This is a genomic window from Microbulbifer sp. SH-1, from assembly GCF_011326135.1.
Classification (GTDB): Bacteria; Pseudomonadota; Gammaproteobacteria; order Pseudomonadales; family Cellvibrionaceae; genus Microbulbifer; species Microbulbifer harenosus.
Map to the genome: position 1 here is coordinate 692,648 of NZ_CP046948.1, position 24,283 is coordinate 716,930.

Here is a 24,283-nt window from a genome sequence, read left to right on the forward strand (position 1 = left end):
GCTCGCTAGGATTGTTAGAGGCGCCCTGGAGTTTTATTCGAGTCGGAGGGCGCGTAGTATACGCTATCTTCAAAAATTGCCGATTTGTCAGGAACTTATGACCAAAACGGGTTGTCTTCGACACAACAGAATAATCCTGTGGTCCGGGCCATTGTGCGTCGGGACCGTGGTTGGGAGTAGGGGATGACAGGTCATCAGGCGTCGCCGAGTGATCAACAGCTGGTCGAGCGGGTTCAGAAAGGGGACAAGCGTGCCTTTGATCTGCTTGTACTCAAGTATCAGCACAAGATCGCGGCGGTGGTTAGCCGTTATATCAATGATCACGCCGAGGTCAACGACGTGGTGCAGGAGGCCTTTATCAAGGCCTACCGGGCGCTGGCGAATTTCCGTGGGGAGAGCGCCTTCTATACCTGGATGTACCGCATTGCCATCAATACCGCCAAGAATTACCTGGTTTCCCGCAGCCGCCGTCCGCCATCCTTCGATGTGGATCTCGAAGACGCCGAGTTTTACTCCGGCGCCGAGATGTTGCGGGATAACGATACCCCGGAAAACCAGCTGTTCCGCGATCAGCTGGAGGCTACTGTGCACCGCGCGATTCGCGAACTCCCGGAAGACCTGCGCTCCGCGGTTACCCTGCGGGAGCTGGAGGGGTTGAGTTACGAGGAAATCGCAGAGGTCATGGGTTGCCCGGTGGGTACGGTACGCTCGCGGATTTTCCGCGCGCGCGAGTCCATTGACCGCGCGGTACAGGCGGCCATGGCCGGTGAGCCGGAACCGGTCGGTGGGCGCGGATGAGGCGGCCCCGGTCGCATGTCATTCTGCCGGGGTTTGCGTCTATTATTTGATCGGCACATAGTCAGAATTGTTTTATCCAGAGGGTGTTAGAGAGTTTCCCGGTCTAGCCAGTAGCGATGACCGGTACGACAGGCAGTTTTTTCGTGGAATTCACACAAAATTTGCCTGCGAGTAAAACTTTTCTGGTGGACACCGGTCTCAGATACCAACAGACAGGGCGGTTACAACGCCCATTGGATTGCACTGAAAGAGGGTTGCCCCGTATGTCTCACGGGAATCATCAGCAGCGTTTGAATGAATCGCTTTCCGCGTTGATGGATGGCGAGGCCAGCGAGCTGGAAATTCAGCGCCTGCTCCGAGAAGCGGATGCCTATGGTGGCGAACAGGGCCAGCGCTGGTCCCGTTATCAGCTCGCCGCCAGTGTTCTGCGTGGCGAAAAGGTTGCGCCGGTAAATCTCGGCCTTGCGGCGAGTATTTCTGCGGCTATCGCCGACGAGCCGCCATTGGCGGCAATCGCGGAGCCGCAGGCGGCCAACGATTCAGGAGCTGCCCAAAGCCGTTGGTGGCGCCCGCTGTCTCGCGGGGCGGTGGCGGCAACGGTGGCATTCGCCGCGGTACTCGGGGTGCAGCAGATGCAGGCCCCACAGACCGGTGGTGAGCTGGTGGCCGAGGTAGAGCGCCCGGCGCAGCAACCGGTGCAGTCGGTGCCGCAGCCCAGTGGTTTTCTGGTCCCTTCGCTGAATACCCGCTCGGTGAGCACCAATCCTCAGTTGGTTCCTGAGCAAAGAGTCGGTATGGGCGCGTCTGCCCAAATGCAGGCTGTCCCGTCCCCCGAATTGATGCGCCACCTTAACCGGGTGATGATGGAGCATTCTGAACAGGCTGCCCGCGTGGGGAGCCAGGGCATGGTGCCCTTCGCTCGTGCCGCCTATGGTGAACGCCCGCCGGAGTAACGGTGAGGTGATAGCAGTGCGCGGGCGGCTGCCGCTTGCCGCACCGCTATCCCGTTAGGTTGCCAGCGCACGTCTACTTTGAATAAAGATTGATCATGGCAAAAAAAATTCCTGTCACTGCCCTGAAAGCCAACAGTTCCCTGTTGGCTTTTTTACTGGTCACTGGTCCGGCGTTACCACTGGCAAATGCTCAGGGTCTGGATGTTTCACGCGCCGAGAAGTCCGCGCCTGCCGCCAGCGATACGGCCCTTGTGCAAGGCGCCGGGCAAGCAGTACCTCCTGAAGCCGTCACTGATCCGCAGGCTGGGGGCGCCGAGATCCAGGCGTTGCTGGGTAAGCTTTCCAACGCGGTAACCAATCTGGAATACCGCGGCCTCGTGACCTTTGAACACGTGGGGGTAATGGAAACCCTGGAGGTGGTACACGGTATTCGCAATGGCGAGCCGGTGGAGCGAATCCGCTTCCTGACGGGGGCACCCCGGGAAATGGTGAGTCGCGGGCACGATGCCCAGTGTCGCCGCGACGGCAGCCCGCTGTCCCGCGCCGGTCTCTGGAGCAATTTGGGACTGCAAAATGTGCAGGACAACTATCAGTTTCTGCTGCGTGGAGAAGAGCGTATCGCCGACCGCGAAACCGTGGTGCTGGAAGCGCGTCCACGCGACATGCATCGTTTCGGAATGGTGGTGAGCGTGGACCGCGAAACCGGCCTGCCGCTGAAGTCCCTGCTGGTGGCACCGGCCGGTCGGGTGTTGGAGCGTTTTCAATTTGTCGAACTTGAATTGGCGCCGGTGGCCGACAGTGAGTTGCAGCCACACTCTGACTCCGCGCGGGAAAGAGATAGCACCGGTCACTGCGGCACCCTGGTGAGCCGCTGGCAGCTGGGATGGGTGCCAAATGGTTTCAAGGCGGTAGCGGCACGAGAATTGCCTGATGGCGAGATGCAGGTATTCAGTGACGGCCTGAATGCGTTTACGGTATTCGTGCAGCAGCTCGGGCCGGGCATGAATTATCGCGGGCGCGCAGTGCGCGGAGCCACTGTGGCCTACATGGATCATATCGAGGTCAACGACGAACACTATACGGTGACGGTGGTGGGGGAAATTCCCGACAATACCGCGCAGCTGGTTGCGAAATCGGTAAAAAATCAACCGTGACACGGGATGTCGGGCAGGGGTGGTTTCAAGGCGATGATTGAAGAGCGCGGCAGGGTCTTAGCCCTTGACGAAACCGGTATCTGGGTGGAAACAGTGCAGCGCAGCAGTTGCCACAGCTGTGCCGCCAAATCCGGATGCGGGACCGGTTTACTGGGAGATTTCTGGCGTCGCGCATCCCAGGTGCGTGTCGAGGTGTCGTCACAAGCGCTCATGGACATCCGGTTGCATGACACGGTGGTGATTGGAATTGCCGAGAACACTCTCGCCAGCAGCGCATTGATCGTCTACCTGTTACCACTGGTTGCTCTGGTGTTGGGAGCCGTGATCGGGCAGTCCCTCGGTGCCGAAATCTGGGCCATTCTGGGTGCTCTGGCGGGGCTGGCGCTGGGCGCGTTGGCGATTCGCCTCTACAGTCATATCAATCGCGCAAACCCAGCGCTAACACCTCAATTCTTGCGATTGGAACGGGAATACTCCTGTTCCAGCATTCCTGTTGCCGAAGTCCGCTGAGTCCGCCGGTTCCTCTTTTCTACTTATTGCTTCCGAATATCTCTCTACACTGAGTGATGGACTCGTGGCGGCTCACCTTGCGGTAAGCGAATTTTATCCGGGAGCGTTCAGATGAGAGAGACGCGTGCCAATTTCGACGTGCATGGCGATTTCGACGTACATTGTTATGCGGAAAGCTGGCCACTGAAAACGGCGTTCGTGATTTCCCGCGGTGCGCGGACCGAAGCTCGCGTCGTGGTGGTTGAGGTCTCCGCCGATGGGGTTACCGGTGTTGGTGAGTGCACGCCGTATCCCCGCTACGGGGAGAGCGTGGAGTCGGTGCTCGCAGAAATTTCCTCCGTACTGCCGGCCTTGCGCCGGGGGCTTACCCGCGAGCAGCTGCAGCAGGCCCTCCCCGCCGGCGCCGCCCGCAATGCGCTTGATTGTGCGCTGGCGGACTGGGAGTGGCGAAAATCCGGTGCGGCTCACTCAGGCCCTGACTGGCTGCCGACGGTGCAGACGCTGGTGATTGCCGATCCCGACTCCATGAGCGAGGCAGCGCGCGCTGCCGCCAGACGCGGGGTGACCGTGCTCAAGCTCAAGCTGGACCGCCAGCTGGTGTTGGAGCGAGTGGCTGCGGTGCGGGCGGCTGCGCCGGATTGCCAATTGGTGATCGATGCCAACGAAGCTTGGGACGGGGAGGGCCTGCCGGCGCTTTGCCAGGCCCTTGCCGAACATGGAGTGGCGATGCTGGAGCAGCCGCTGCCCGCTGGTGAAGATGCGTTGCTGGCTGACTTCACCCACCCTCTGCCGATTTGTGCCGATGAGAGTTGCCACACCCGCGCCGACCTGCCGCACCTAGCCGGCCGCTATGACATGCTGAATATCAAGCTGGACAAAACCGGTGGTCTCTGCGAGGCGCAGGCATTGGCGGAGGCTGCAGCAGCGCAGGGTTTTGAGGTGATGCTGGGGTGCATGTTGTGCACGTCCCGCGCAGTCAGGGCGGCCTGGCCACTGGGGCAGTTTGCGCGGTTTGTGGACCTGGACGGCCCGACCTGGCTGGCGCAAGACGTGGAGCCGCTGCGCTTTGAGGGTGGTCGGGTCTACTGGACCTGACACGAGAAATCCTTGGGTGCTCCGGGCATGTCAACGTCAGGGGGTGTAGCAGAGCAGTTCAATCATGGCGGCCAGATATTCCTCGCTCGCGGCATCAGCGGAGATCGGCGGATATTCCAGGGTGATGCATGGGTATTGCTGTTCTTCGCACCAGGTGCCGAACGAGCCCGGCGTTTTGTAGCCGAGATCCGTGACCAGCGGCAGCTCCATGCGCTCCGCCAGCCAGTGGCCCAGCGGGCTCTGCTGGGGGTCATCCACGCAGGCGAGTGGCTCGTGAATGGATACCAGCCATACCGGTTTGAGGTCGTGCACCAGGCGGCACAAGGCGTCGGTTTCCGGCTCGGAACCGGCCTGGGTGCCGGTGGACAGATAGACATCGCGCTCATCGGCTGCGCTGTTCCAGCGATAGATGGTGCCGTCTGACTTCCAGTTAGCGGTGGCGAAGTTCCGGTTGAGATCAACGCCGTTGGCATTGGAGCGGGTACCCAGTTGGCATCCGTCAGGGTTGACCGCCAAGATCACATGGTGGCGCAACTGCCCCGCGCCCAGGGAGCGCAGCGCGCAGGAAAGGGTGACCACCGCAGCCACTTCATCGCCGTGCGTACCGGCCATCACCATACCGGTATGCTGGTCTTGAACTTCCGCGGGAAAGTAGAGCAGCGGTGCGCCAAGGGCGGACAGGCCATACTGCAGCCGCCGATGCGCAAACAGCCCCCGCTCGGTACGGGGGCGTAGCGCAGGACCGTGGTTATTGTTCGATTTGCCGTTCCCGGATCTGGCTGATTGCTGAAGTTGTCTCATCTGCCGTGGCGCCTTTAAGTCCTTAACACTGTTTTACACTGGATTGTGAGAACTTTTCCGCGAATTTTTCGACTAACTGATTGTCTCTCGCTGGTGGGCGCATGCGGTTTTCCGTGCCAGCCCGGATTTTGGTGAGACGCGCGCGATGGTAACGCTGATTGATAGTTACACTGCGCGCAATTTGGAACACACTTTTTGGCATATTAATAGAATGGTTTATCACAGGTGGCAAATATGATTGCACGCTGCACGCAGTTTTTGCTTGTGCTTTGTCTTTTTGTTTCAACGGCGGTTTACGCACGCGGGTTTCCTGAGCTGACCGATCTAGTCGAGCAGAACTCTCCCGCAGTGGTGAAAATCAACACGGTGGAGCGCAGTCGTGTTGCGCGAAACTCCGTTCCGCCCCAATACCAGCAGGAAATTCCGGATATCTTCCGCCACCTGTTGGAGCCCCGCGAGCGCCAGCAGCGGCCGGTGGCAAGCATGGGGTCTGGCTTCATTATTTCCTCTGATGGCTACGTGGTGACCAACAATCATGTGGTGGACGGTGCGGATGAAGTGCTGGTCACCCTTACCGACCGCCGCGAGTTTGAAGCCAAGGTGATCGGTACCGACCCCCGGTCCGACCTGGCACTGCTGAAAGTGGAAGCCTCGGATTTGCCCACTGTGCGCTGGGGCGACTCGGAGAAAATGAAAGTTGGTGAATGGGTAGTCGCCATCGGTTCACCGTTCGGCCTCGATTACTCCGCCAGCGCGGGAATCGTGAGCGCGATGGGGCGCAGCATTCCCAACGAAAGCCGCGAGAATTATGTGCCGTTCATCCAGACTGACGTGGCCATCAATCCGGGCAACTCGGGCGGCCCGCTGTTCAATTTGAATGGTGAAGTGGTGGGGATCAATTCCCAGATCTACACCCGGAGCGGCGGTTCCATCGGTCTGTCGTTTGCCATTCCGGCGAGCCTCGCCCAGGACGTGGTGGCGCAGTTGAGGGAAAAAGGGCGCGTGGACCGCGGCTGGCTCGGCGTGGGTATCCAGGATGTCGACCGCAAGCTGGCTATTGCCATGGGACTGAGCAAGCCGGCGGGTGCGCTGGTGGGGCAGCTGGAAGCCGGGTCTCCCGCGGCGCAGGCCGGTATTGAGGTGGGCGATATCATCATGCGCTTTGACGGCCAGCAGATTCTGATGCCCGGCGACTTGCCGCACGTGGTCGGCCAGACCCGCCCGGGTGCCGAAGTGCCGGTGTTGCTGATGCGCGAGGGTAAGGAGCGCAAGCTCAATGTGCGCGTAGGTGCTCTGCCCGGGGATGACGACGGTCAGCAACAGGCGAGCAGTGCCCCAGCGGCCAGCGATGTGGGCGGTCGACTGGGTCTGGTGGTCGATGATATCCCCGACAGTCTCAAACAGCGCCTGGGCGTTGAATCCGGTGTGCAGGTAAAACAGGTGGTGCCCAGTAAGGCGGGTGCCAATGCCGGTCTGCGCAGTGGCGATATCATCGCCCAGCTGGGATTCGATCAGGTGGAATCTCTCGATGACTACGAGAAAATCGTCAAGAAGCTTCCTAAGGGCGAGCTGCTGCCGATCCGCTTCTTCCGCGGCGGTCAGCCTACCTTCCGTACCATCCAGATCGACGAGGACTGAGAGTGAGTTGAACTGTGACCGACGGGCTCCAGCGGTTGCCACGCCGCATCCCGGGAGCCCGCCGGCGGTCCTTGGCCCCCAATACCCGGGGGTATAGCGCTGACTGGATGCACTTTTCCCGCAACCTGTTAGACTTGCGCCCACAGCGCGGCCCGGTCCGCCTATTAACTCACTGATTTTTAAAAGGTTTTGTCCTCGCAGTGGCCACTGATCTCTCCCATATCCGCAATTTCTCCATCATCGCGCACATCGACCACGGGAAATCCACCCTCGCAGACCGTTTTATCCAGGTTTGCGGCGGTCTGAGTGACCGCGAGATGGCCGCCCAGGTACTCGACAGCATGGATATCGAGCGGGAGCGGGGTATTACCATCAAGGCCCAGAGCGTGACGCTGGACTACACCGCGCGCGACGGCAAAACCTATCAGCTGAACTTTATCGACACCCCCGGACACGTGGATTTTTCCTACGAGGTGTCCCGTTCACTGGCAGCCTGTGAAGGTGCGCTGCTGGTAGTGGACGCCGCCCAGGGTGTAGAAGCCCAGTCCGTGGCCAACTGCTATACCGCGATTGAGCAGGGGCTGGAAGTCATTCCGGTGCTGAACAAAATGGATCTGCCGCAGGCGGAACCTGAGCGCGTTGCGCAGGAAATTGAAGACATTATCGGTATCGACGCTACCAACGCCACCCGCTGCAGCGCCAAATCCGGCCTGGGCATTGAGGATGTGCTGGAGGATCTGGTGCGTCTGGTGCCGCCGCCAGAGGGCGATGTGGATGCGCCGCTGCAGGCGCTGATCATCGATTCCTGGTTCGACTCCTATCTAGGCGTAGTGTCGCTGGTGCGGGTGAAGCAGGGTACCCTCAAGGCCAAAGAAAAAATCGTCACCAAGTCTATCGGTCGCCCGCATGTGGTGGACAGCGTCGGTGTCTTCACTCCCAAGCGCAAGGAAACCGGTGTACTCCGCGCCGGCGAGGTGGGCTTTGTAGTGGCCGGTATCAAGGACATTCACGGTGCGCCGGTGGGCGATACTCTGACCCACGCCAAAGGTGCTGAAGATGTGGCGATGCTGCCCGGCTTCAAAAAGGTCAAACCGCAGGTGTATGCCGGTCTGTTCCCGGTCAGTTCCGATGACTACGAAGCGTTCCGCGATGCACTGGACAAGCTGTCGCTGAACGACGCCTCCCTGTTTTACGAACCCGAGTCTTCCGATGCGCTCGGATTCGGTTTCCGCTGTGGCTTCCTCGGCATGCTGCATATGGAGATCATCCAGGAGCGTCTGGAGCGGGAATACGATCTCGACCTGATCACTACCGCGCCCACCGTAGTCTACGAAGTTCTGATGAACGACGGCTCTATCGTCTACGTGGACAACCCATCGCGCCTGCCGGAAATTGGCTCCATTGAAGAAATGCGCGAGCCCATCGCCGAGGCAAATATCCTGGTGCCGCAGGACTACCTGGGCAACGTGATTACGCTATGTATCGAAAAGCGCGGCATCCAGAAAGACATGCAGTACGTGGGGGGGCAGGTGTCCCTGCGCTACGAGCTGCCCATGAGTGAAGTGGTGATGGACTTCTTCGATCGCCTCAAGTCCGTGAGCCGCGGTTTTGCCTCGCTGGATTACAGCTTTGTGCGCTTTGACCCGGCAAAACTGGTGCGTCTTGATATCCTCATCAACGGCGATCGGGTCGACGCGCTGGCGGTGATCCTGCATCGCGACAACGCGCAGAGCCGCGGCCGTGCCATCGCGGAAAAAATGAAAGACCTGATTCCGCGGCAGATGTTTGATGTGGCGATCCAGGCCGCCATCGGTGGTTCGGTCATCGCCCGCACCACGGTGAAGGCACTGCGCAAAAACGTAACCGCCAAGTGCTACGGTGGCGACGTCACCCGTAAGAAAAAGCTGCTTGAGAAGCAGAAGGCCGGTAAGCGCCGCATGAAGCAGCTCGGCCGGGTGGAGGTGCCCCAGGACGCCTTCCTCGCGGTGCTGAAGGTCGACGGCTGATAGGCCAGGCGGCTCTTCCCTGCGCCGCTGAATAACAAGAACCAGTCAGAAAAAGAGACACTTGAATGGATATCAATTTCCCCCTTATTTTGCTGTTGCTGGTTGTGGCAACAGGGGCAATCTGGCTGTTCGATGCACTGTTTCTGGCGCGTGGGCGCAAAGCGCTCGCGGGCAAGGGGCAGCCGCCAGCGGAGCCGGTATTGGTGGAGTATGCCAAATCGTTCTTCCCGGTGCTGGCCATCGTATTCGTGTTGCGCTCTTTCCTGGTGGAGCCTTTCCAGATTCCTTCCGCGTCCATGGACCCCACTCTGGAAGTGGGCGACTTCATTCTGGTGAACAAGTTTGCCTACGGCCTGCGTCTGCCGGTCTCCCGCACCAAGGTGCTGGATATCGGTGAGCCAAAACGCGGCGACGTCATGGTATTTTTCCCTCCGCACGCCAATGAAACCTACTACATCAAGCGGGTGATCGGCCTGCCCGGCGACAAGATCCGCGTGGTGAACAATCAGTTGTACATCAACGGCAAGCCCGCTCCGCAGGAGCTTATCCAAGCGCCGTCGCCCGGAAACCCGCAGAGAGAATTTCTTTGGGAGGAGATTGACGGCGAGCGCCACCTGATGGCCAAGAATGTTGTCCCGGGTGAGTTCGGCAATATCCCGACCATTACCGTGCCCGAAGGCCACTATTTCATGATGGGTGACAATCGTGACAACAGTCTCGATAGCCGCAGATGGGGCTTTGTGCCGGAGAAAGACATTGTCGGCAAGGCCTTTGCAATCTGGATGCATTGGGACAAACTACTCAGCCTGCCCAGTTTTGACCGGGTAGGAGGCATCGAATAGTTGGCATCGAATAGGACTCGATGAACCCAGCCAAGCGCTGAAACCAGGGATGACCGTCGTTTATTAGAATGATAAAACGGTAGCAGAAGATGGCGATACAACACCTTTCGGGGGGGCGTCTGTTGCGGGCGCAACGGGGTATGAGTTACTGGGGTTGGCTGTTGGTGATTGCGGTGTTTGGCTTTGGCCTGACCGTTGTATCCAAACTGGGGCCGGCCTATATCGACGCGCATTTCGTGGAGGAGGGGCTGCATTCCCTGTCGCAAAACTCCAGTATCCGCGAGATGAGCAATACCGAAATCAAGCGCGAGCTGGACCGGTATTTCACCATCAACAACGTGCGCGGTGAGCCCACCCAGGCGGTGAAGATTATTCGCGGTGCCGACAGTACTCTCGTCAGCATCAACTACGAACTGCGCCAACCACTGTTCCACAATGTGGATGTGGTGATGAAGTTCGACAAGCAGCTCAATACTGCCAAGCCGGAATTGTGCTGTGAACCTTTAGTAGACATCGAGCAGTTCCGCCGTCGCGAAGACTGAGTGCCCCCGGGCGCGCTCAGCGCACGGTGGGCGCTCATAGTGAAAGACGACAGACTTACGTGACAGACCTCTTGCTTCAGCGACTCTGCAGCCGCCTGGGCCATCAATTTGCCCGGGCGGAATTGCTCTCCCTCGCTCTCACCCATCGCTCCCACGGCAGCCGTAACAACGAGCGGCTGGAATTCCTTGGCGACTCCATCCTCGGATTTACCATCAGCGCAGCGCTGTTTGAAAAATTCCCCGATGGCCGCGAGGGCCAGATGAGCCGCCTGCGCGCACAGCTGGTGAGTGGGGAGACGCTGGCTGAAGTCGCACGGGAGCTGGAACTCGGCGAGTGCCTGCGTCTCGGCGAGGGCGAAATGAAAAGCGGCGGCCACCGCCGGGCCTCGATACTGGCGGATGCCGTGGAAGCGATAATCGGCGCTATTTATCTGGACGCCGGCCTTGAGGCTGCGCGGGCACGTGTACTGGCATGGTTCACACCGCGGCTTGAGAACCTGTCGCTGGAAACTGCCAAAGATCCGAAAACCCGCCTCCAGGAGTGGCTGCAGGCCCGCCAGAAACCACTGCCGGAATACACGGTGGTAGATGTCGGGGGTGAAGAACACTCCCAGGAATTTGTGGTGGAGTGCCGGGTGGCGGGCCTCAAAGTGCCGGTGCGTGGCACTGCCAGCAACCGGCGCGCGGCGGAGAAAGCTGCCGCCACCGAAGCCTATACTCGACTGACCGGGCAGGACTGACTCTATAATCTGCGTCAACAGCCAATGCCCAATTTATTTGCCTGGCCGACCCTCTATACGGGTGTCGGCCGTCCGGAGACCTTTCTTGAGCGACACAACCATCCCGCCAACCCCTTCACCCGCCGCCCCGCTGAATTCCTCGCCGACCCGCTGTGGCTATGTGGCTATTATCGGCCGGCCTAACGTCGGCAAGTCGACCTTGCTGAACCATATTCTGGGGCAGAAGATCTGCATCACCTCGCGCAAACCGCAGACCACTCGTCACAATATGCTCGGGATCAAGACCGAAGGCCCGAACCAGATTATCTTCGTGGATACTCCCGGGCTGCACGCGGGGGAAGAAAAGGCGATCAATCGCTACATGAACCGGGCGGCCATCAGTTCCACCAGAGATGTGGATGTGGTGGTATTTGTGGTGGAGCGCGCGCGCTGGACCGAGGGGGACGAGTTGGTGGCGCAGAAGTTGCAGGGCCTCAAGTGCCCGTTGATCATCGCGATTAACAAGGTGGATCAGCTGGAAGACAAGAGCGATCTGCTGCCGCAGTTGCAGGCACTGTCTGAGCGTTTTCCCAAGGCGGAGATTGTACCGCTGTCCGCACTGCGCTCAACCAATCTGGAGTCTTTGGAAAAGGTCATTGCCGAGCGACTGCCGGAGGGCGAGCACTTCTTCGAGGAAGATCAGATCACCGACCGCAGTTCGCGCTTCCTCGCCGCGGAAATCGTACGCGAGAAGGTCATGCGGCAGTTGGGGGCGGAAATCCCCTATGCCGTTACCGTGGAAGTGGAAGAATTTGCGCAGCAGGGCAATGTCCTGCACATCAGTGCGGCCATTCTGGTAGAGCGCGACGGCCAGAAGCGTATCCTCATCGGCACCAAGGGTGAGCGCATCAAGCAGATCGGCCAGGCGGCGCGGCTGGATATGGAGAAGCTATTCGACAGCAAGGTGATGCTGAATCTGTGGGTCAAGGTCAAGTCCGGCTGGTCCGATGACGAGCGCGCGTTGCGCAGTCTCGGTTATATCGATAAGCAGTAACCGTTCCCGCTCTCCGTGCAGCAGCTGCCCCCGCAACCGGCCTACATCCTGCATTCGCGGCCGTTCCGGGATACGAGCCTGATCCTGGAGTTGCTGACCCCGGACTATGGACGCATTGCCTGTATTGCCAAGGGCGCGCGCCGCGACAAACAGCGGCGCCAGCGCGCCCTGCAGCCATTCGCCCCCCTACTGGTGACCCTTTTGGGACGCCACGATCTGAAAACCCTCGGTCCTGTTGAAAGCGCCGGCCAGCCGCTGTGGTTAAAGGGGCGCGCAGTTTACGCCGGCCTCTACGCGAACGAGCTGCTGGTGCGCTTACTGCCCGAGGGGGAGTCACATCCCTTGGTGTTTTCCGCCTACCAGCGACTGCTGACGCAATTGGCGCGCCTGACAGGAGAAGAGCGAGGGGAGCAGGGCGCTGTGCTGGAGTGGCCCCTGCGATGTTTTGAATTGCATCTGCTGCAGGCGCTGGGTAGCTGCCCCGAGCTGGATTTCAGCCCTCTGGACAACGGGCCGATACGCGCGGAGTTGATCTACCGTTTGACGATGGAAGAGGGGTTTGCTCCGGTCCATCTTCCTGCGGGCGCAGTGCCGCGCGGCAACGACTTTTCCGGTGCGCACTTGTTGATTCTCAATGCGTGGCTGTTTGCCGGCGACGAAAATGGAGGAGAAGAGGGTGCTGGCTCGCTGGAGCACCGGGCGGAAGTGCTGGTTGCAGCCAAGCGTCTGTGTCGGCTGATCCTGGCCCCACTACTCGGGAGCCGACCGTTAAAGAGCCGTGAATTGTTCCGACAGGTGTACGGCGCGTCATAGTCGGGCGATCCGGCGTTCAGTGGGAGTTTTCCCCCTCACGAATCACTCGACCGTTACTGCCCTTCGCACCGACGCTTTCCAGTCCGAACAGCGCGTCCAAATCCTGTTCTGTGGCCCATTCGCGCAGGCTGCGAATTTCCCGTCGCACCTGCTCATAGGCGCCTTCGAATTCACCGGTGTCTACCAGAGCCTGATCCTGGACCGGGCGCAGCATTTCCTGCAGCTGTCCGGTGGCCGATCTCAAGCGCAACACGCCGCAGTAACAACACCCGCCGTGGAGGCGGTGTACCCGCTCAAAGAGGCCTTTGTGGTCTTTCTCGGCAAATAACCGGGTCAGTTCCGGTTCGTCTTCATGCAGCCCTTTCAGCAGCATGCGCAGCAGGTCGCGGGCGAGGCCTGGGTCTTGATTGGCCAGATTCAGGCTCTCGCCGATATCTACCAAGCGCGGTGCGACCAGAGGGGGGATGGCGATATCCTCGCCGGACCCGTTTACTTCCATCCAGCGCTTTACGGTGTGGGTGAGCTGGACTTCACTCACCGGTTTGCTGAGGTAGTCGTCGAGCCCGGCGCTTAGCAACCGCGATTTTTCCTCGGTGCCGACATGGGCGGTGAGGGCAATCACGGGTGTGCGGCGGCCCGACTCCTCCTCGCGGATCTTACGTGTGGTGGCGATGCCGTCCATGCCGGGCATCTGAATATCCATGAAAATCATGTCGAAGTGCTGCTCCCGCCACAGCGCCAGGGCTTCTGCCCCACTCGCCGCGACTACCGCTTCGATATTCTGTGCGCGCAACAACTCACTCATCAGCAGGCGATTGGCCTCGTGATCATCCACCGCCAGTACCCGCGGTGCCGATGGCCACGGGAGCGCCGGAAATGCGCCGGTTTGTGGTCGCGACTGGGCCTGGTGTGGCACCACCCGTTTGAGCGCTCTCAGCAGCCCCTCACGACTGACCGGTTTGCCGAGAAATGCCAATACCCGGGTGCGCAGCGCGTCATAGCAGCGACGCAGATCCACCGGCGAACCCTGGACCACCACCCGACACTGATAGGTGTCCACCAGCTGCTGAACGGTGGCAATGAAATCGTCGAAATTGCCCGCGGCGATGGCCGTGTCGATAATCAGCGCGTCCGGCAGGGCATCGTGTCGCCACATTTGCTCAATCGCTGGCACCAGGTTCTGGCCGTCGCAGTGTTCCTGCGCCTCGGCCTGCCAGTGGCTGAGTTGCTGGTATATCTGCTGGCGCGTCATGGGGTTGGGGTCGACCAACAGAACCCGGCAACCGGGGAACTGCTCGCGGGTGATTGCCGCGCGATTGCGGTCTATGGTCAGCGGCAGCTGTACCCAGTAACTGCTGCCACCCTGCTCGTTACTCTCCATTCCGAGTTCGCCGCCCATGGATTGCACCAGGCTGCGGGCGGTACTGAGCCCCATGCCGTTGTTCGTCACCTGCTGTTGTAGCGGACTGGAATTGAGTAGTTGTCGCAGCTCGCGACGCCCCTGTTCATCGCAGCGGGCACCGTTGTCAACGATGCTGATTTGCACCATCAGTTCGGATTCCTTGCCACTCTGTACGGCTATCCGCACGGGTATGCTGCCGTTCTCCGAGCAGCGGATGGCGGTGCTGACCAGATTGGTGAGAATCTGTTTGATGCGCAGCGGGTCGCCGATCTGCGACGGTGGGAGCTGCGGGTCGACGAATGGCACCAGCTCCAGATTGTGCTCGTAACCGAAGGGCGCGAGGATCTGCAAGGTTTCTTCCAGCACCTGCCCGAGGTTCATAGGGCTGTGGTCCAGCACCAGATTGCCGGATTCGATGCGGGAGAAATCCAGAATGTCGTTGATAGTAGTGAGCAGGCTCTCGGAAGAGCGCAGGATGGTCTGCAGATAGTCCTGCTGCAACTGGTCCACCTCTGTCTTCAGCAGGAGGTTGGTAAAACCGATGATACCGTTCAGTGGGGTGCGGATTTCATGACTGGTATTGGCGAGAAAGGTGGATTTGATCCGGCTGCTTTCCAATGCTTTCTTGCGCGCGAGTTCCAGCTCAATGTTCTGTTCCTCCATGGCGTCCAGCGACTGGCGCAGGTCCTCCATGGACTGATGTAGCCCGTCCTGATAATCCCGCTGGTACTCCGCCAGATTTTCCGCCATCAGGTTGATCTCTTCTGACAGTTGCGAAAGTTCCAGGTTGCGGGAGCCGGCCGCGCGGGTGGCAAACTTGCCCTGGCCCACCGCGCGGAGGGTTTCCTTGATGCGCTCGAGACTTCTGGAGGCGCGCTCGGCGAGTGCCACTGCCCATACCAGCGCGATCAGGGTGCAGATGATCAGCCCGATGAGGCCGACCAGCGCCACCTGATACGTGCCGACGAGAAAGTAGGGGCGGTGCAGCTCAATGGTCAGCCAGCAGTTGGTGTCTTCTCCGCGCAGCGGGTGCAACACCTGCAGGCTGTTCAGGTCTTCGTACACGTGCGCTTGCTTGCCGCGCAGCTGGTCGGCGCTGAAACTGGTGCGGGGGCGCGGCCCCACGCTGGAGAGCAGGGTGAATTTTTCCTCTCCCGCTTCGTTGCGGTCGGCGCGGTAGAGCTGTACGGAGCGAATCATGTCCCGCTCGAGCATCAACGCCATCAGGCCTTTGTCGAGCCACTGAATGCGCTCCTCGAACGGGTGGCCCTCGCTCAGGTGAATCAGCTCTACCAGCTGTTCGGCACTGGCGCGACCGTGACTGAGCAGTAGGTCGCGGCGGTCCTGCATCTGCTGCAGGGTAAACAGCAGTGCCAGCAGCAGCGACAGGATCAGTGCCGGTGCCATGGTGTAACGGAACAGAATGGCGCGCAGGGAAAAGCGCCGGCCATGAGTGCGTCGCGGGCTGGCACGCGTGTGTCTGCGACCGGGTTGCGGGTTTTGTTCCATTATTGATCCGATATGGGCGACCGCCTCAGGCGTAGCTTGGGACTTTGAAGCGGGGGCCACGGCAGTGAAAATACTGTGTTATTTTTGTCCGATTCTACCCCTGCTGCCCGCAGATGCCACCCCAATTTCGCGACATCGGGCGGCAATTGTGCTGGCAGCCGGCAAGGCGCATTCGCAGCAGCGGCGGTGCGGGGGTAGAATGTGCGCCCGCATATGCCGATGGATCAGAAGTTGACTATGGAATACCCGACGATTGCCGACTGCATAGGCAACACGCCCCTGGTGCGTTTGCAGCGACTGCAGGGGGATACCTCCAATACCATCCTGCTCAAACTCGAGGGCAACAACCCCGCGGGCTCGGTGAAGGACCGTCCGGCCCTGTCGATGATCAGCCGCGCGGAAGCCCGCGGCCAGATCCGCCCCGGCGACACCCTGATCGAGGCCACCAGCGGCAATACCGGCATCGCTTTGGCCATGGCCGCGGCCATCAAGGGCTATCGTCTGATCCTGATCATGCCGGCCAGCGCCACTGAAGAGCGCAAGGCCTCCATGACCGCCTACGGCGCCGAGCTGATACTGGTCACCGCCGAGCAGGGCATGGAGGGCGCGCGGGATCTGGCACTGCAAATGCAAGCAGAGGGCAAAGGATTGGTACTGGATCAGTTCTCCAATAGCGACAACCCAACGGCGCATATCGAAACAACCGGCCCCGAAATCTGGCGTCAAACCGGGGGCGAAATTACCCATTTTGTCTCTTCAATGGGTACCACTGGCACCATCATGGGATGCGGCCGCTACCTGAAACAGCAGAATCCGGGCATCCAGATTATCGGCCTGCAGCCCACCGAGGGCTCGGCCATTCCCGGCATCCGTCGCTGGCCTCTGGCATATCTGCCGAAAATTTTTGTCCCAGAGGAGGTCGACCGGGTGATGGACATCAGTCAACGGGAAGCCGAGGCGATGACCCGGAGGCTGGCGCGGGAAGAGGGGATTTTCTGCGGCGTCTCCTCCGGAGGTGCTGTCGCGGGTGCGCTGAGAATCTCCGCCGAAGTGGAGAATGCCACCATCGTCGCGATCATCTGTGACCGTGGAGACCGCTACCTGTCGTCCGGGCTGTTCAACGCAGAGCAGCCCTGATACAGGGCATAGTGGCGATCGTACCCATCCTATTGTTCTGACCGCGAGTTAATACATTGGTACAAGTCAGAAAAAAATATCCGCGACTGGCCGACGGCACCCTGGATCGGGAGACTTGGCTGCGTCACATTCAGGCGCTTGCGAAACTGGACGGTGGCAGCTTGGTCACACTTCGCAATGCTATTGAAATGAGCGAGCAGGCGGAGCAGAAAGCCATCGATGCGGAAAACATCTGGGCCGAGGGTGCCAGCAGTTTTCTCACCGGCCTGGAAATGGTCGAAATCCTCGCAGACCTGCAGATTGACGGCGAAGCCCTGTGTGCCGCCATGCTCTATCGCGCGGTGCGGGAAAAGCGCCTGCCTCTCAAGGTCGTAGAAGAGGAGATGGGGGAGACCATCGCCAAACTGATCCGCGGTGTGCTGCAGATGGCGGTTATTCGCAGCCGCAGTGCCGATACCGGGGTCGAAAACCAGAGTGGTGCGGTAGAGGAGCATTCGGAAAATATCCGCCGCATGTTGGTGGCACTGGTGGACGATGTGCGCGTGGCACTGATCAAGCTGGCGGAGCGCACCTGTGCCATTCGCGCTGCCAAGAACGCGCCCGAAGCCAAGCGTCGCCGCGTGGCGAGAGAAGTGGCGGACGTCTACGCACCGCTGGCACATCGCCTGGGTATTGGTCACATCAAGTGGGAGCTGGAGGATCTGTCCTTCCGCTACCTCGAACCCGACGACTATATGCAGATCGCCCGCTTGCTGGATGAAAAGCGTCTGGCGCGGCAGGACTATATCGACAATGTGCTGCAACTGTTGCGCAGCGAACTGGCGAAAGCGGATATCGAAGGGGAGGTGTTTGGCCGGGCCAAGCACATCTACAGTATCTGGCGGAAGATGCGGCGTAAGAATATCGGCTTTTCGCAGGTCTATGACATCCGTGCGGTGCGCATCCTGGTCCCTACGGTGCGGGACTGCTATGCCGTGCTGGGTATCGTGCACAACCTGTGGCGCAACATCCCCAATGAATTCGACGATTACATCGCCTCGCCCAAAGACAACGGCTATCGCTCGCTGCACACCGCAGTGATCGGTCCCGACCGCAAGGTGCTCGAAGTACAGATCCGCACCTTCGCCATGCACGAAGAGGCGGAGTATGGGGTATGCGCGCACTGGCGCTACAAGGGCACCGATAAGAAATCCGGCCAGCTCGATGGGCAGGACGGTTATGAACAGAAAATCGCGTGGCTGCGCCAGGTGCTCGACTGGCACGAAGAGGTGGGCGGCAACCCCCTGCAGGAGGATCTGCAGGCGAGCGATGTGGACACCCGTATCTATGTGTTCACGCCCGATGGCCACGTGGTGGATCTGCCCAAAGGGGCGACGCCCCTGGACTTCGCCTACAAGATCCACACTGAAATCGGCCACCGTTGTCGTGGCGCAAAGGTGGATGGCCGTATTGTACCGTTGAACCATGAACTGCAGACGGCCAATCAGGTGGAAATCCTCACCGGCAAACGGGAGGCGCCGAGCCGCGACTGGATTTCCCGCAGCATGGGGTACATCAATACCTCGCGCGCGCGGGCAAAAGTCATCCACTGGTTCAAGATGCAGGCGCGGGACCAGAATGTGGCCGAGGGCCGCACCATTCTCGACAGCGAGTTCAAACAGCTGGCGCTCGCGGATTTCGACTTCGAAAAGCTTGCGAAAAAACTCAACATGCACTCCCTGGACGACCTGTATGCCGCGGTCGGTGCCGGCGATATCGGCGTGGGTCAGGTTCTGAATACCGCCCAGCGCATGGTGAAAGTTGATCAGGGCGAACCGGTGCTCTCGCTTACCGCGCCAGTCGCCCGGGAAGGGCAGACCGATGTCTATATCGACGGCGTCGGCAATCTGCTGACGCATATCGCCCGCTGCTGTAATCCGGTACCGGGGGACGACATCATGGGTTACATCACTCTCGGGCGCGGAGTGTCCATTCACCGCAAGGACTGCGCGAACATGTTGCGCATGCAGTCCGATGAACCCGAGCGTATCCTGCAGGTCAGTTGGGCCGAAAAACCCACCGAAGTCTATTCCGTGGAAATCATGGTGGAGGCTTACGATCGACACGGCCTGCTGCGGGATATCACTACCATGCTCGACAGTCAGCGGGTCAATATCACCGCCATGCAGACCCGCTCGAACAAGCACAAGCACACGGTGGATATGGTGATTACCGCGGAAATTCACAATTTCGAAGAACTGAGCCACGTGTTGCACCGCATCAACCAACTTCCCAACGTGGCATCCGCCAAGCGGCGGATTTTGCATTGAATCCGGTGAGCGCGGCATGCCAGGGGACAGCGAACGGGTGAAACCGATGAAACAGCGCTATAGCGTAGAAGACCTGCAATACTTGATGTCGCGGCTGCGCGACCCGGAAAGCGGTTGTCCGTGGGACCTGAAGCAGACCTTTGCCTCCATTGTGCCTTCCACAATTGAGGAGGCTTATGAGGTGGCGGAAGCCATTGAACGGGAAGATTTTGCGCATTTGCGGGAAGAGCTTGGTGATCTGCTGTTTCAGGTGATCTTTTATGCTCAACTGGGATGCGAGCGGCAGCACTTTGATTTTCCCGGAATCGTCGACACACTAGTGCGGAAACTGGTACGCCGGCATCCCCATGTGTTTCCCTCGGGAGACCTCTACGGCGACAATCCAAACGTGGCAATCGATGAGCAGCAGGTCAAGGCCAACTGGGAAACGATAAAAGCGGCGGAGCGCGAATCCAAGGGTGAATCCGGTACACTCGGCGGGGTGGCTGCTGGCCTGCCGGCGCTGACCCGCGCGCTGAAATTGCAAAAGCGTGCGGCTCAGGTGGGATTCGATTGGCCCGCAATCGACGGTGTATTGGAAAAAGTAGAGGAAGAGTTGCGGGAGCTGCGCGAAGCCATCGCCTCCGGAGACACTGCACACGCCCGCGAAGAACTGGGCGATCTTCTGTTTTCCTGTGTCAATGTCGCGCGGCACCTGAGTGTCGATCCGGAAACCGCATTGCGCCAGTGCAATCGCAAATTCGAACAGCGCTTCGGCGCCGTGGAAACGGTGCTCGCGGAGCGCAATCAGCGGCCTTCGGATGTCTCCCTCGAGGAGTTGGACCAGCTCTGGGAAATGGCGAAAAACGCAATGACCCCCTGAATCCGGCGGTGGTCCGCATGCACCGAACAGGGTGTAGTCCGCAAGGATTGACCCCAAAAAACTGGATTTCTGTAAAAAAATTACCGAATTCGGCCTGACCACTTACGGACTTGTTCTGCCTTGGGGCAAAGTGTAAGGTAGCGCTCTTTTTATCACTGGGGGTAAAAATGCCCCCCGGTATGATCTGGAGATTATCTGATTATGCGAATCATACTTCTGGGCGCACCGGGCGCCGGAAAGGGCACGCAGGCCCAGTTCATCACCGAGAAGTTTGGAATTCCTCAGATTTCTACCGGAGACATGCTGCGTGCTGCGGTCAAGGCGGGTACTCCTTTGGGGCTGCAAGCCAAGGATGTGATGGCTGCGGGCAAACTGGTAAGTGATGAATTGATCATCGCGCTGGTCAAAGAGCGTATTGCCCAGGCGGACTGCGCCAATGGCTTCCTGTTCGATGGCTTCCCGCGCACCATTCCCCAGGCTCAGGCACTGCTGGATGCGGATGTCGCTATCGACCATGTTCTGGAGATCGCTGTAGATGACGAGGAGATCGTCAAGCGTCTTTCCGGCCGCCGGGTGCATGAAGGTTCCGGTCGAGTCTACCACCTGGTGTACAACCCACCCAAAAACGAAGGTGTGGACGATGTGACCGGCGAAGCACTGGTTCAGCGTGGTGACGACAGCGAAGACACCGTGCGCAAGCGCCTTGCGGTTTACCACGAGCAGACCGAACCGTTGGTAGGCTTCTATCGTGAGCTGGGCCAGCGCGCGCCAGAGACCGCCCCGAAGTACAGCAAAGTAGAAGGGGTCGGCTCCATGGATCAGATTCGCGAAAAAGTAATCGCTGCACTGAGCTGAAGCCGTCGCCGCTAACGGCCGGCAATGATAGAAATAGAAAGGGCTCCAGTTGGAGCCTTTTTCATTTATTGATGCGACCTGTCATTGTCCCTGCCTATATGGCCGTTTGCAGCACGGCTAAATACTTTTGCGTCGGACTCTGGAATACTGCCGCCCGTATTAGGCGCGGAATCCCGCTGCAGAGACGACCTATCCTCTCTAGAGCAGAACCGGGACCGCCTCCTGACCCCATTGGAGTGTTTACGATCATGGCTCACGCGATCATTCTGATGAACCTTGGTACCCCCGCCGAACCCACACCCCGTGCGGTACGGCAGTTTCTGCGGGACTTCCTTTCTGATCCCCGGGTGGTGGAAATCCCCCGGCCAGTCTGGCAGTTGATCCTTAATCTGTTTGTGCTGCCACTGAGACCCGCGCGGATTGCTCCCGCCTACAGGGAAATCTGGAATCGCGGTCTCGATGGCGAAGCAGTGACGGGGTCTCCCATTACCTTTTATACCCAGCGTCAGGTCGAGCTTCTGCAGCAGCGTCTTGATGCCGCGGCAGAGCGTCGGTTCCCGGGAGAGGGTGCGCAGGAAAGTGGTGGACAGAACAGTTTGGTGGCTTACGCTATGACGTACGGCGCCCCGAGCCTTGCCGATACGGTTGCCAGGTTGCAAAAACAGGGTGCCAGCAGGTTCGTCGTTTTACCCTTGTATCCGCAATATTCCGCCACAACCACTGGCGCTATTTACGATCAAGTGGCGAAAATCATCCGCGCCTCACGCAATGTCCCGGATATCTCCGTCGTACATGATTACTGGAGCCATCCCCTCTATATTGAGGCGCTGGCTAACTCGGTACGTGAACATAGGGAGAAATACGGTGCGGCAGAAAAACTGTTGATGTCGTTTCACGGTATTCCCAAAGCCAATATCCGCAAGGGGGATCCCTACTACCAGCAATGCTGCGGCACCGCTGAGCGGCTGGCTGCGGCACTGGCGCTGCCCCGGGATCAATGGGAGATTACGTTTCAGTCCCGATTTGGCAAGGCGGAATGGTTGCAGCCATACACCGATCGAACCCTTGTAGAGTGGGGGCGGGCGGGTGTGGCGAGTGTGGATGTGATCTGTCCGGCGTTTTCTGCAGACTGCCTGGAAACCCTGGAAGAAATCGCGGTAGAGAATCGCGCTAACTTTATTGATGCCGGTGGTAGTGAATACCGATATATTCCGGCGTTGAATGCGCGAGAGGATCACCTGGCAGCCATTGAAGCGATCGTGCGGGAGAGAATGCCTGCAGGATTTTCCCGGTAATATTTATTGGGTTTCCAACTTCCCAACGGTGAAATTTACCCTCTGAACACCGTTGAACCATAAAAAATGGAAATTTTTTAATAATTTTGGTTGTTTTTTTGCTTAATTTCTTGCAAACGCCTTTTTTTTTATTAACTTTGATACAGCCGTGTCATTTTCTATGGCTGGCCGGCACATATCTGTGTTCAGAGTGACTTCTTTTACAGAGAAAGAGGAGACAAGGGATGGCACGAGTCGCAAAGAAAGCTGCCAAAGCAAAACGCGTTGCGAAAGCAAAGCCGGCTGCCAGGGCCAAAGCAACCACATCACCGGTAAATACTTCACCGGTCGTAACCAAAGCTCAGAAAGCGGTGGATGCCGCAGCCAAGGCGCTGGATGCGCAACTGGACAGGGTGGGTAAAGCCCGTGCCCGCGCGCAAAAAAGCAATTCCGCTGCCGCAAAGCAGTCGCTGACATCAGCCAATGCCAAGCTGAGGGAGCAGCGCGTCAAGCTTGCTGAGGCCAAGCTTGGCCTGGCCAAGGCCAGTGCCATGGATGCCGTGCGTCACGCTGAGGAATCCGCGAAGAAAGCCGTCTCGGATATGGCCGAAAAGCTTTCGGCCAAGGCAGACAAAGAACTCGATAAGGCGGTAAAAGCGTTCACCAGCCGCTGGAAGAAGGCCCGCGCCAAGGCCGATGCCAAAAAAGTAAAAGCGGCGGAAAAGAAAGCCACCGCCAAAGTGAAGTCTGCGGCGAAGAAAGCGGCGGCGAAAGCCAAAGCGCTGGAGAAAAAGGCTGCTGCCAAGGCTAAGGCCGAAGCCAGGAAGGCAAAAAAGGTTGCGAGTAAGAAAAAGGCCGTTCGGAAAGCGGCGGCCAAGAAAACTCCGGCCAAAAAATCCCCGGCTAAGAAAACGGCCGTGAAAAAGACTCCCGCCAGGAAGAAGGCCGCTGCCAAGAAGGCAGCCACCAAAGCGGTTAAAACCACTCCGAAAAAGTCCGCGGCTCGCGGGCGTCCAGCCAAAAAGGCACCCGGCCGTCGCGGCCGCCCGCCAAAGTCTGCCTGAGCTTTTTCCGATCCGAGAACCCCGGCCAAGTGCCGGGGTTTTGCTGTATTCGCCAACAGTTCTCCGCTCTGCCTGTAAATTAGGCCTTCAGGCGCAACGTTACGCGGTTTGCGTTTGCCGCTGGTCGTGCCACAATTCGCCCCCATCTTCTGGCCCCCTTTCCCGGGGGCCGGGTTCGTCTGTGTGATACCAGTGCGGGGCACTTTCCTTGAAAATCCTGGCCATTGATACCACTTCCGGTGCCTGTTCCGCCGCTCTGTACGCCGATGGGCGTATTTGTGAGCAGTTTTTCCGGGCGGAGCGGGATCATACCCGCCGTCTGCTGCCCATGGTGGAGGCGGTATTGGCAGAGGGGCAGAGTAGCCTGACGCAGGTGGATGCGCTGGCGGTGAGTCAGGGGCCCGGCTCCTTCACCGGCCTTCGGATTGCCATCAGCTGTGTACAGGGGCTCGCTTTTGCCGCAGACAAGCCGGTGGTGCCGGTATCCAGCCTGGCGGTACTCTCGCGGGGGGCGCGGCGGTCACACCCGGATTGGGGTGACGCTCCGGTGCTGGCGGCGCTGGATGCGCGAATGCAAGAAGTGTACTGGGGGCTGTACCCGCCGGGAGAGGGTGCAAATGCGCTGCTCGCCGACGCTGTTTCCACCCCCGAGCAGGTGGTCTCGTCATTGAAGTCGGTTGGATTCCTAACGGCCGACACCGCTTCCACGAATTGCTCGTTGTATGCCGTGGGGCCAGGTTGGGAATATCCGGCGCTGGCAGCACTGAAGCCGCTGGCTGTGTCCACTGAATCGGCCATCCATGCACAGGATATCGCGGTGCTGGCGGCAGAACTCTGGCAGCGGGGAATTCAGGTCAGTGCGGAAGAGCTTGAGCCCGCATACCTGCGCAATGAGGTGACGTGGAAAAAGCGCGCGCGCATCCGTCAGCGCTGACGTTGTCTATTA

The 24,283-nt window shown here is 59.4% G+C and carries 22 protein-coding genes; 19 read left to right on the top strand and 3 right to left on the bottom strand.

Features of this window, described 5'->3' with window-relative positions:
- Positions 1 to 183: 183 nt before the first annotated feature.
- From rpoE to ycjG, 5 genes are all read left to right on the top strand, one after another.
- Positions 184 to 798: an RNA polymerase sigma factor RpoE gene (gene rpoE, locus GNX18_RS03130; protein ID WP_138235284.1), complete on the top strand. Its 615-nt coding sequence runs from the start codon at positions 184 to 186 to the stop codon at positions 796 to 798.
- 263 nt (positions 799 to 1,061) lie between these two features.
- Positions 1,062 to 1,751 (top strand): sigma-E factor negative regulatory protein, encoded by a 690-nt coding sequence (locus tag GNX18_RS03135; protein WP_138235285.1) that lies wholly within the window; start codon positions 1,062 to 1,064, stop codon positions 1,749 to 1,751.
- 95 nt (positions 1,752 to 1,846) lie between these two features.
- Positions 1,847 to 2,905: a MucB/RseB C-terminal domain-containing protein gene (locus GNX18_RS03140; protein WP_138235286.1), complete on the top strand. Its 1,059-nt coding sequence runs from the start codon at positions 1,847 to 1,849 to the stop codon at positions 2,903 to 2,905.
- A 6-nt stretch (positions 2,906 to 2,911) separates the two neighbouring features.
- The gene (locus tag GNX18_RS03145; protein ID WP_240914185.1) at positions 2,912 to 3,415 is read left to right on the top strand and encodes a SoxR reducing system RseC family protein; all 504 of its coding nucleotides are present in this window, start codon (positions 2,912 to 2,914) and stop codon (positions 3,413 to 3,415) included.
- A 111-nt stretch (positions 3,416 to 3,526) separates the two neighbouring features.
- Positions 3,527 to 4,510, top strand: a complete 984-nt coding sequence (gene ycjG / locus GNX18_RS03150; RefSeq protein ID WP_166215356.1) for an L-Ala-D/L-Glu epimerase — start codon at positions 3,527 to 3,529, stop codon at positions 4,508 to 4,510.
- Between the two features lie 36 nt (positions 4,511 to 4,546).
- Here ycjG and mpaA read toward each other — a convergent pair whose 3' ends face one another.
- Positions 4,547 to 5,311 (bottom strand): murein tripeptide amidase MpaA, encoded by a 765-nt coding sequence (gene mpaA, locus GNX18_RS03155; RefSeq protein ID WP_166215358.1) that lies wholly within the window; start codon positions 5,309 to 5,311, stop codon positions 4,547 to 4,549.
- A gap of 22 nt (positions 5,312 to 5,333) precedes the next feature.
- The gene (locus GNX18_RS03160) at positions 5,334 to 5,612 is read right to left on the bottom strand and encodes a hypothetical protein (protein WP_166214644.1); all 279 of its coding nucleotides are present in this window, start codon (positions 5,610 to 5,612) and stop codon (positions 5,334 to 5,336) included.
- Between GNX18_RS03160 and GNX18_RS03165 the strand changes: the two genes are divergently transcribed.
- The 7 genes from GNX18_RS03165 to recO all read left to right on the top strand — a co-directional run bounded on the left by GNX18_RS03165 (position 5,546) and on the right by recO (position 12,925).
- A complete protein-coding gene (locus tag GNX18_RS03165) occupies positions 5,546 to 6,949 on the top strand; it encodes a DegQ family serine endoprotease (RefSeq protein WP_138235289.1) in 1,404 nt (467 codons plus the stop codon). The genes GNX18_RS03160 and GNX18_RS03165 overlap by 67 nt on opposite strands.
- Before the next feature lie 200 nt (positions 6,950 to 7,149).
- Complete coding sequence (gene lepA / locus GNX18_RS03170; RefSeq protein ID WP_138235290.1) at positions 7,150 to 8,955, top strand: translation elongation factor 4; 1,806 nt, start codon at positions 7,150 to 7,152, stop codon at positions 8,953 to 8,955.
- 65 nt (positions 8,956 to 9,020) lie between these two features.
- Complete coding sequence (gene lepB / locus GNX18_RS03175) at positions 9,021 to 9,797, top strand: signal peptidase I (RefSeq protein WP_138235291.1); 777 nt, start codon at positions 9,021 to 9,023, stop codon at positions 9,795 to 9,797.
- Between the two features lie 89 nt (positions 9,798 to 9,886).
- Positions 9,887 to 10,339 (top strand): DUF4845 domain-containing protein, encoded by a 453-nt coding sequence (locus GNX18_RS03180; RefSeq protein ID WP_166215360.1) that lies wholly within the window; start codon positions 9,887 to 9,889, stop codon positions 10,337 to 10,339.
- A 59-nt stretch (positions 10,340 to 10,398) separates the two neighbouring features.
- The gene (gene rnc, locus GNX18_RS03185; protein ID WP_166215362.1) at positions 10,399 to 11,079 is read left to right on the top strand and encodes a ribonuclease III; all 681 of its coding nucleotides are present in this window, start codon (positions 10,399 to 10,401) and stop codon (positions 11,077 to 11,079) included.
- Positions 11,080 to 11,164: 85 nt separating this feature from the next.
- The gene (gene era, locus GNX18_RS03190; protein WP_371808084.1) at positions 11,165 to 12,112 is read left to right on the top strand and encodes a GTPase Era; all 948 of its coding nucleotides are present in this window, start codon (positions 11,165 to 11,167) and stop codon (positions 12,110 to 12,112) included.
- A 15-nt stretch (positions 12,113 to 12,127) separates the two neighbouring features.
- Positions 12,128 to 12,925 (top strand): DNA repair protein RecO, encoded by a 798-nt coding sequence (gene recO / locus GNX18_RS03195; protein WP_240914188.1) that lies wholly within the window; start codon positions 12,128 to 12,130, stop codon positions 12,923 to 12,925.
- A gap of 16 nt (positions 12,926 to 12,941) precedes the next feature.
- Here recO and GNX18_RS03200 read toward each other — a convergent pair whose 3' ends face one another.
- Positions 12,942 to 15,836: a response regulator gene (locus GNX18_RS03200; protein ID WP_240914189.1), complete on the bottom strand. Its 2,895-nt coding sequence runs from the start codon at positions 15,834 to 15,836 to the stop codon at positions 12,942 to 12,944.
- A gap of 231 nt (positions 15,837 to 16,067) precedes the next feature.
- On the opposite strand from GNX18_RS03200, the gene cysM reads away from it, so the two are divergent.
- The 7 genes from cysM to tsaB all read left to right on the top strand — a co-directional run bounded on the left by cysM (position 16,068) and on the right by tsaB (position 24,271).
- Positions 16,068 to 16,973, top strand: a complete 906-nt coding sequence (gene cysM / locus GNX18_RS03205) for a cysteine synthase CysM (protein ID WP_205828116.1) — start codon at positions 16,068 to 16,070, stop codon at positions 16,971 to 16,973.
- 56 nt (positions 16,974 to 17,029) lie between these two features.
- Positions 17,030 to 19,282 (top strand): GTP diphosphokinase, encoded by a 2,253-nt coding sequence (relA, locus tag GNX18_RS03210; protein ID WP_138235294.1) that lies wholly within the window; start codon positions 17,030 to 17,032, stop codon positions 19,280 to 19,282.
- A gap of 46 nt (positions 19,283 to 19,328) precedes the next feature.
- A complete protein-coding gene (gene mazG, locus GNX18_RS03215; RefSeq protein WP_166215364.1) occupies positions 19,329 to 20,144 on the top strand; it encodes a nucleoside triphosphate pyrophosphohydrolase in 816 nt (271 codons plus the stop codon).
- Positions 20,145 to 20,345: 201 nt separating this feature from the next.
- On the top strand, positions 20,346 to 20,999 hold the full coding sequence (gene adk, locus GNX18_RS03220) for an adenylate kinase (RefSeq protein WP_166215366.1): 654 nt from the start codon (positions 20,346 to 20,348) through the stop codon (positions 20,997 to 20,999).
- 248 nt (positions 21,000 to 21,247) lie between these two features.
- Positions 21,248 to 22,294, top strand: a complete 1,047-nt coding sequence (gene hemH / locus GNX18_RS03225; protein ID WP_166215368.1) for a ferrochelatase — start codon at positions 21,248 to 21,250, stop codon at positions 22,292 to 22,294.
- A 350-nt stretch (positions 22,295 to 22,644) separates the two neighbouring features.
- A complete protein-coding gene (locus GNX18_RS03230) occupies positions 22,645 to 23,337 on the top strand; it encodes a hypothetical protein (RefSeq protein ID WP_240914191.1) in 693 nt (230 codons plus the stop codon).
- 208 nt (positions 23,338 to 23,545) lie between these two features.
- The gene (tsaB, locus tag GNX18_RS03235; RefSeq protein WP_166215372.1) at positions 23,546 to 24,271 is read left to right on the top strand and encodes a tRNA (adenosine(37)-N6)-threonylcarbamoyltransferase complex dimerization subunit type 1 TsaB; all 726 of its coding nucleotides are present in this window, start codon (positions 23,546 to 23,548) and stop codon (positions 24,269 to 24,271) included.
- The last annotated feature ends 12 nt before the right edge of the window (positions 24,272 to 24,283 follow it).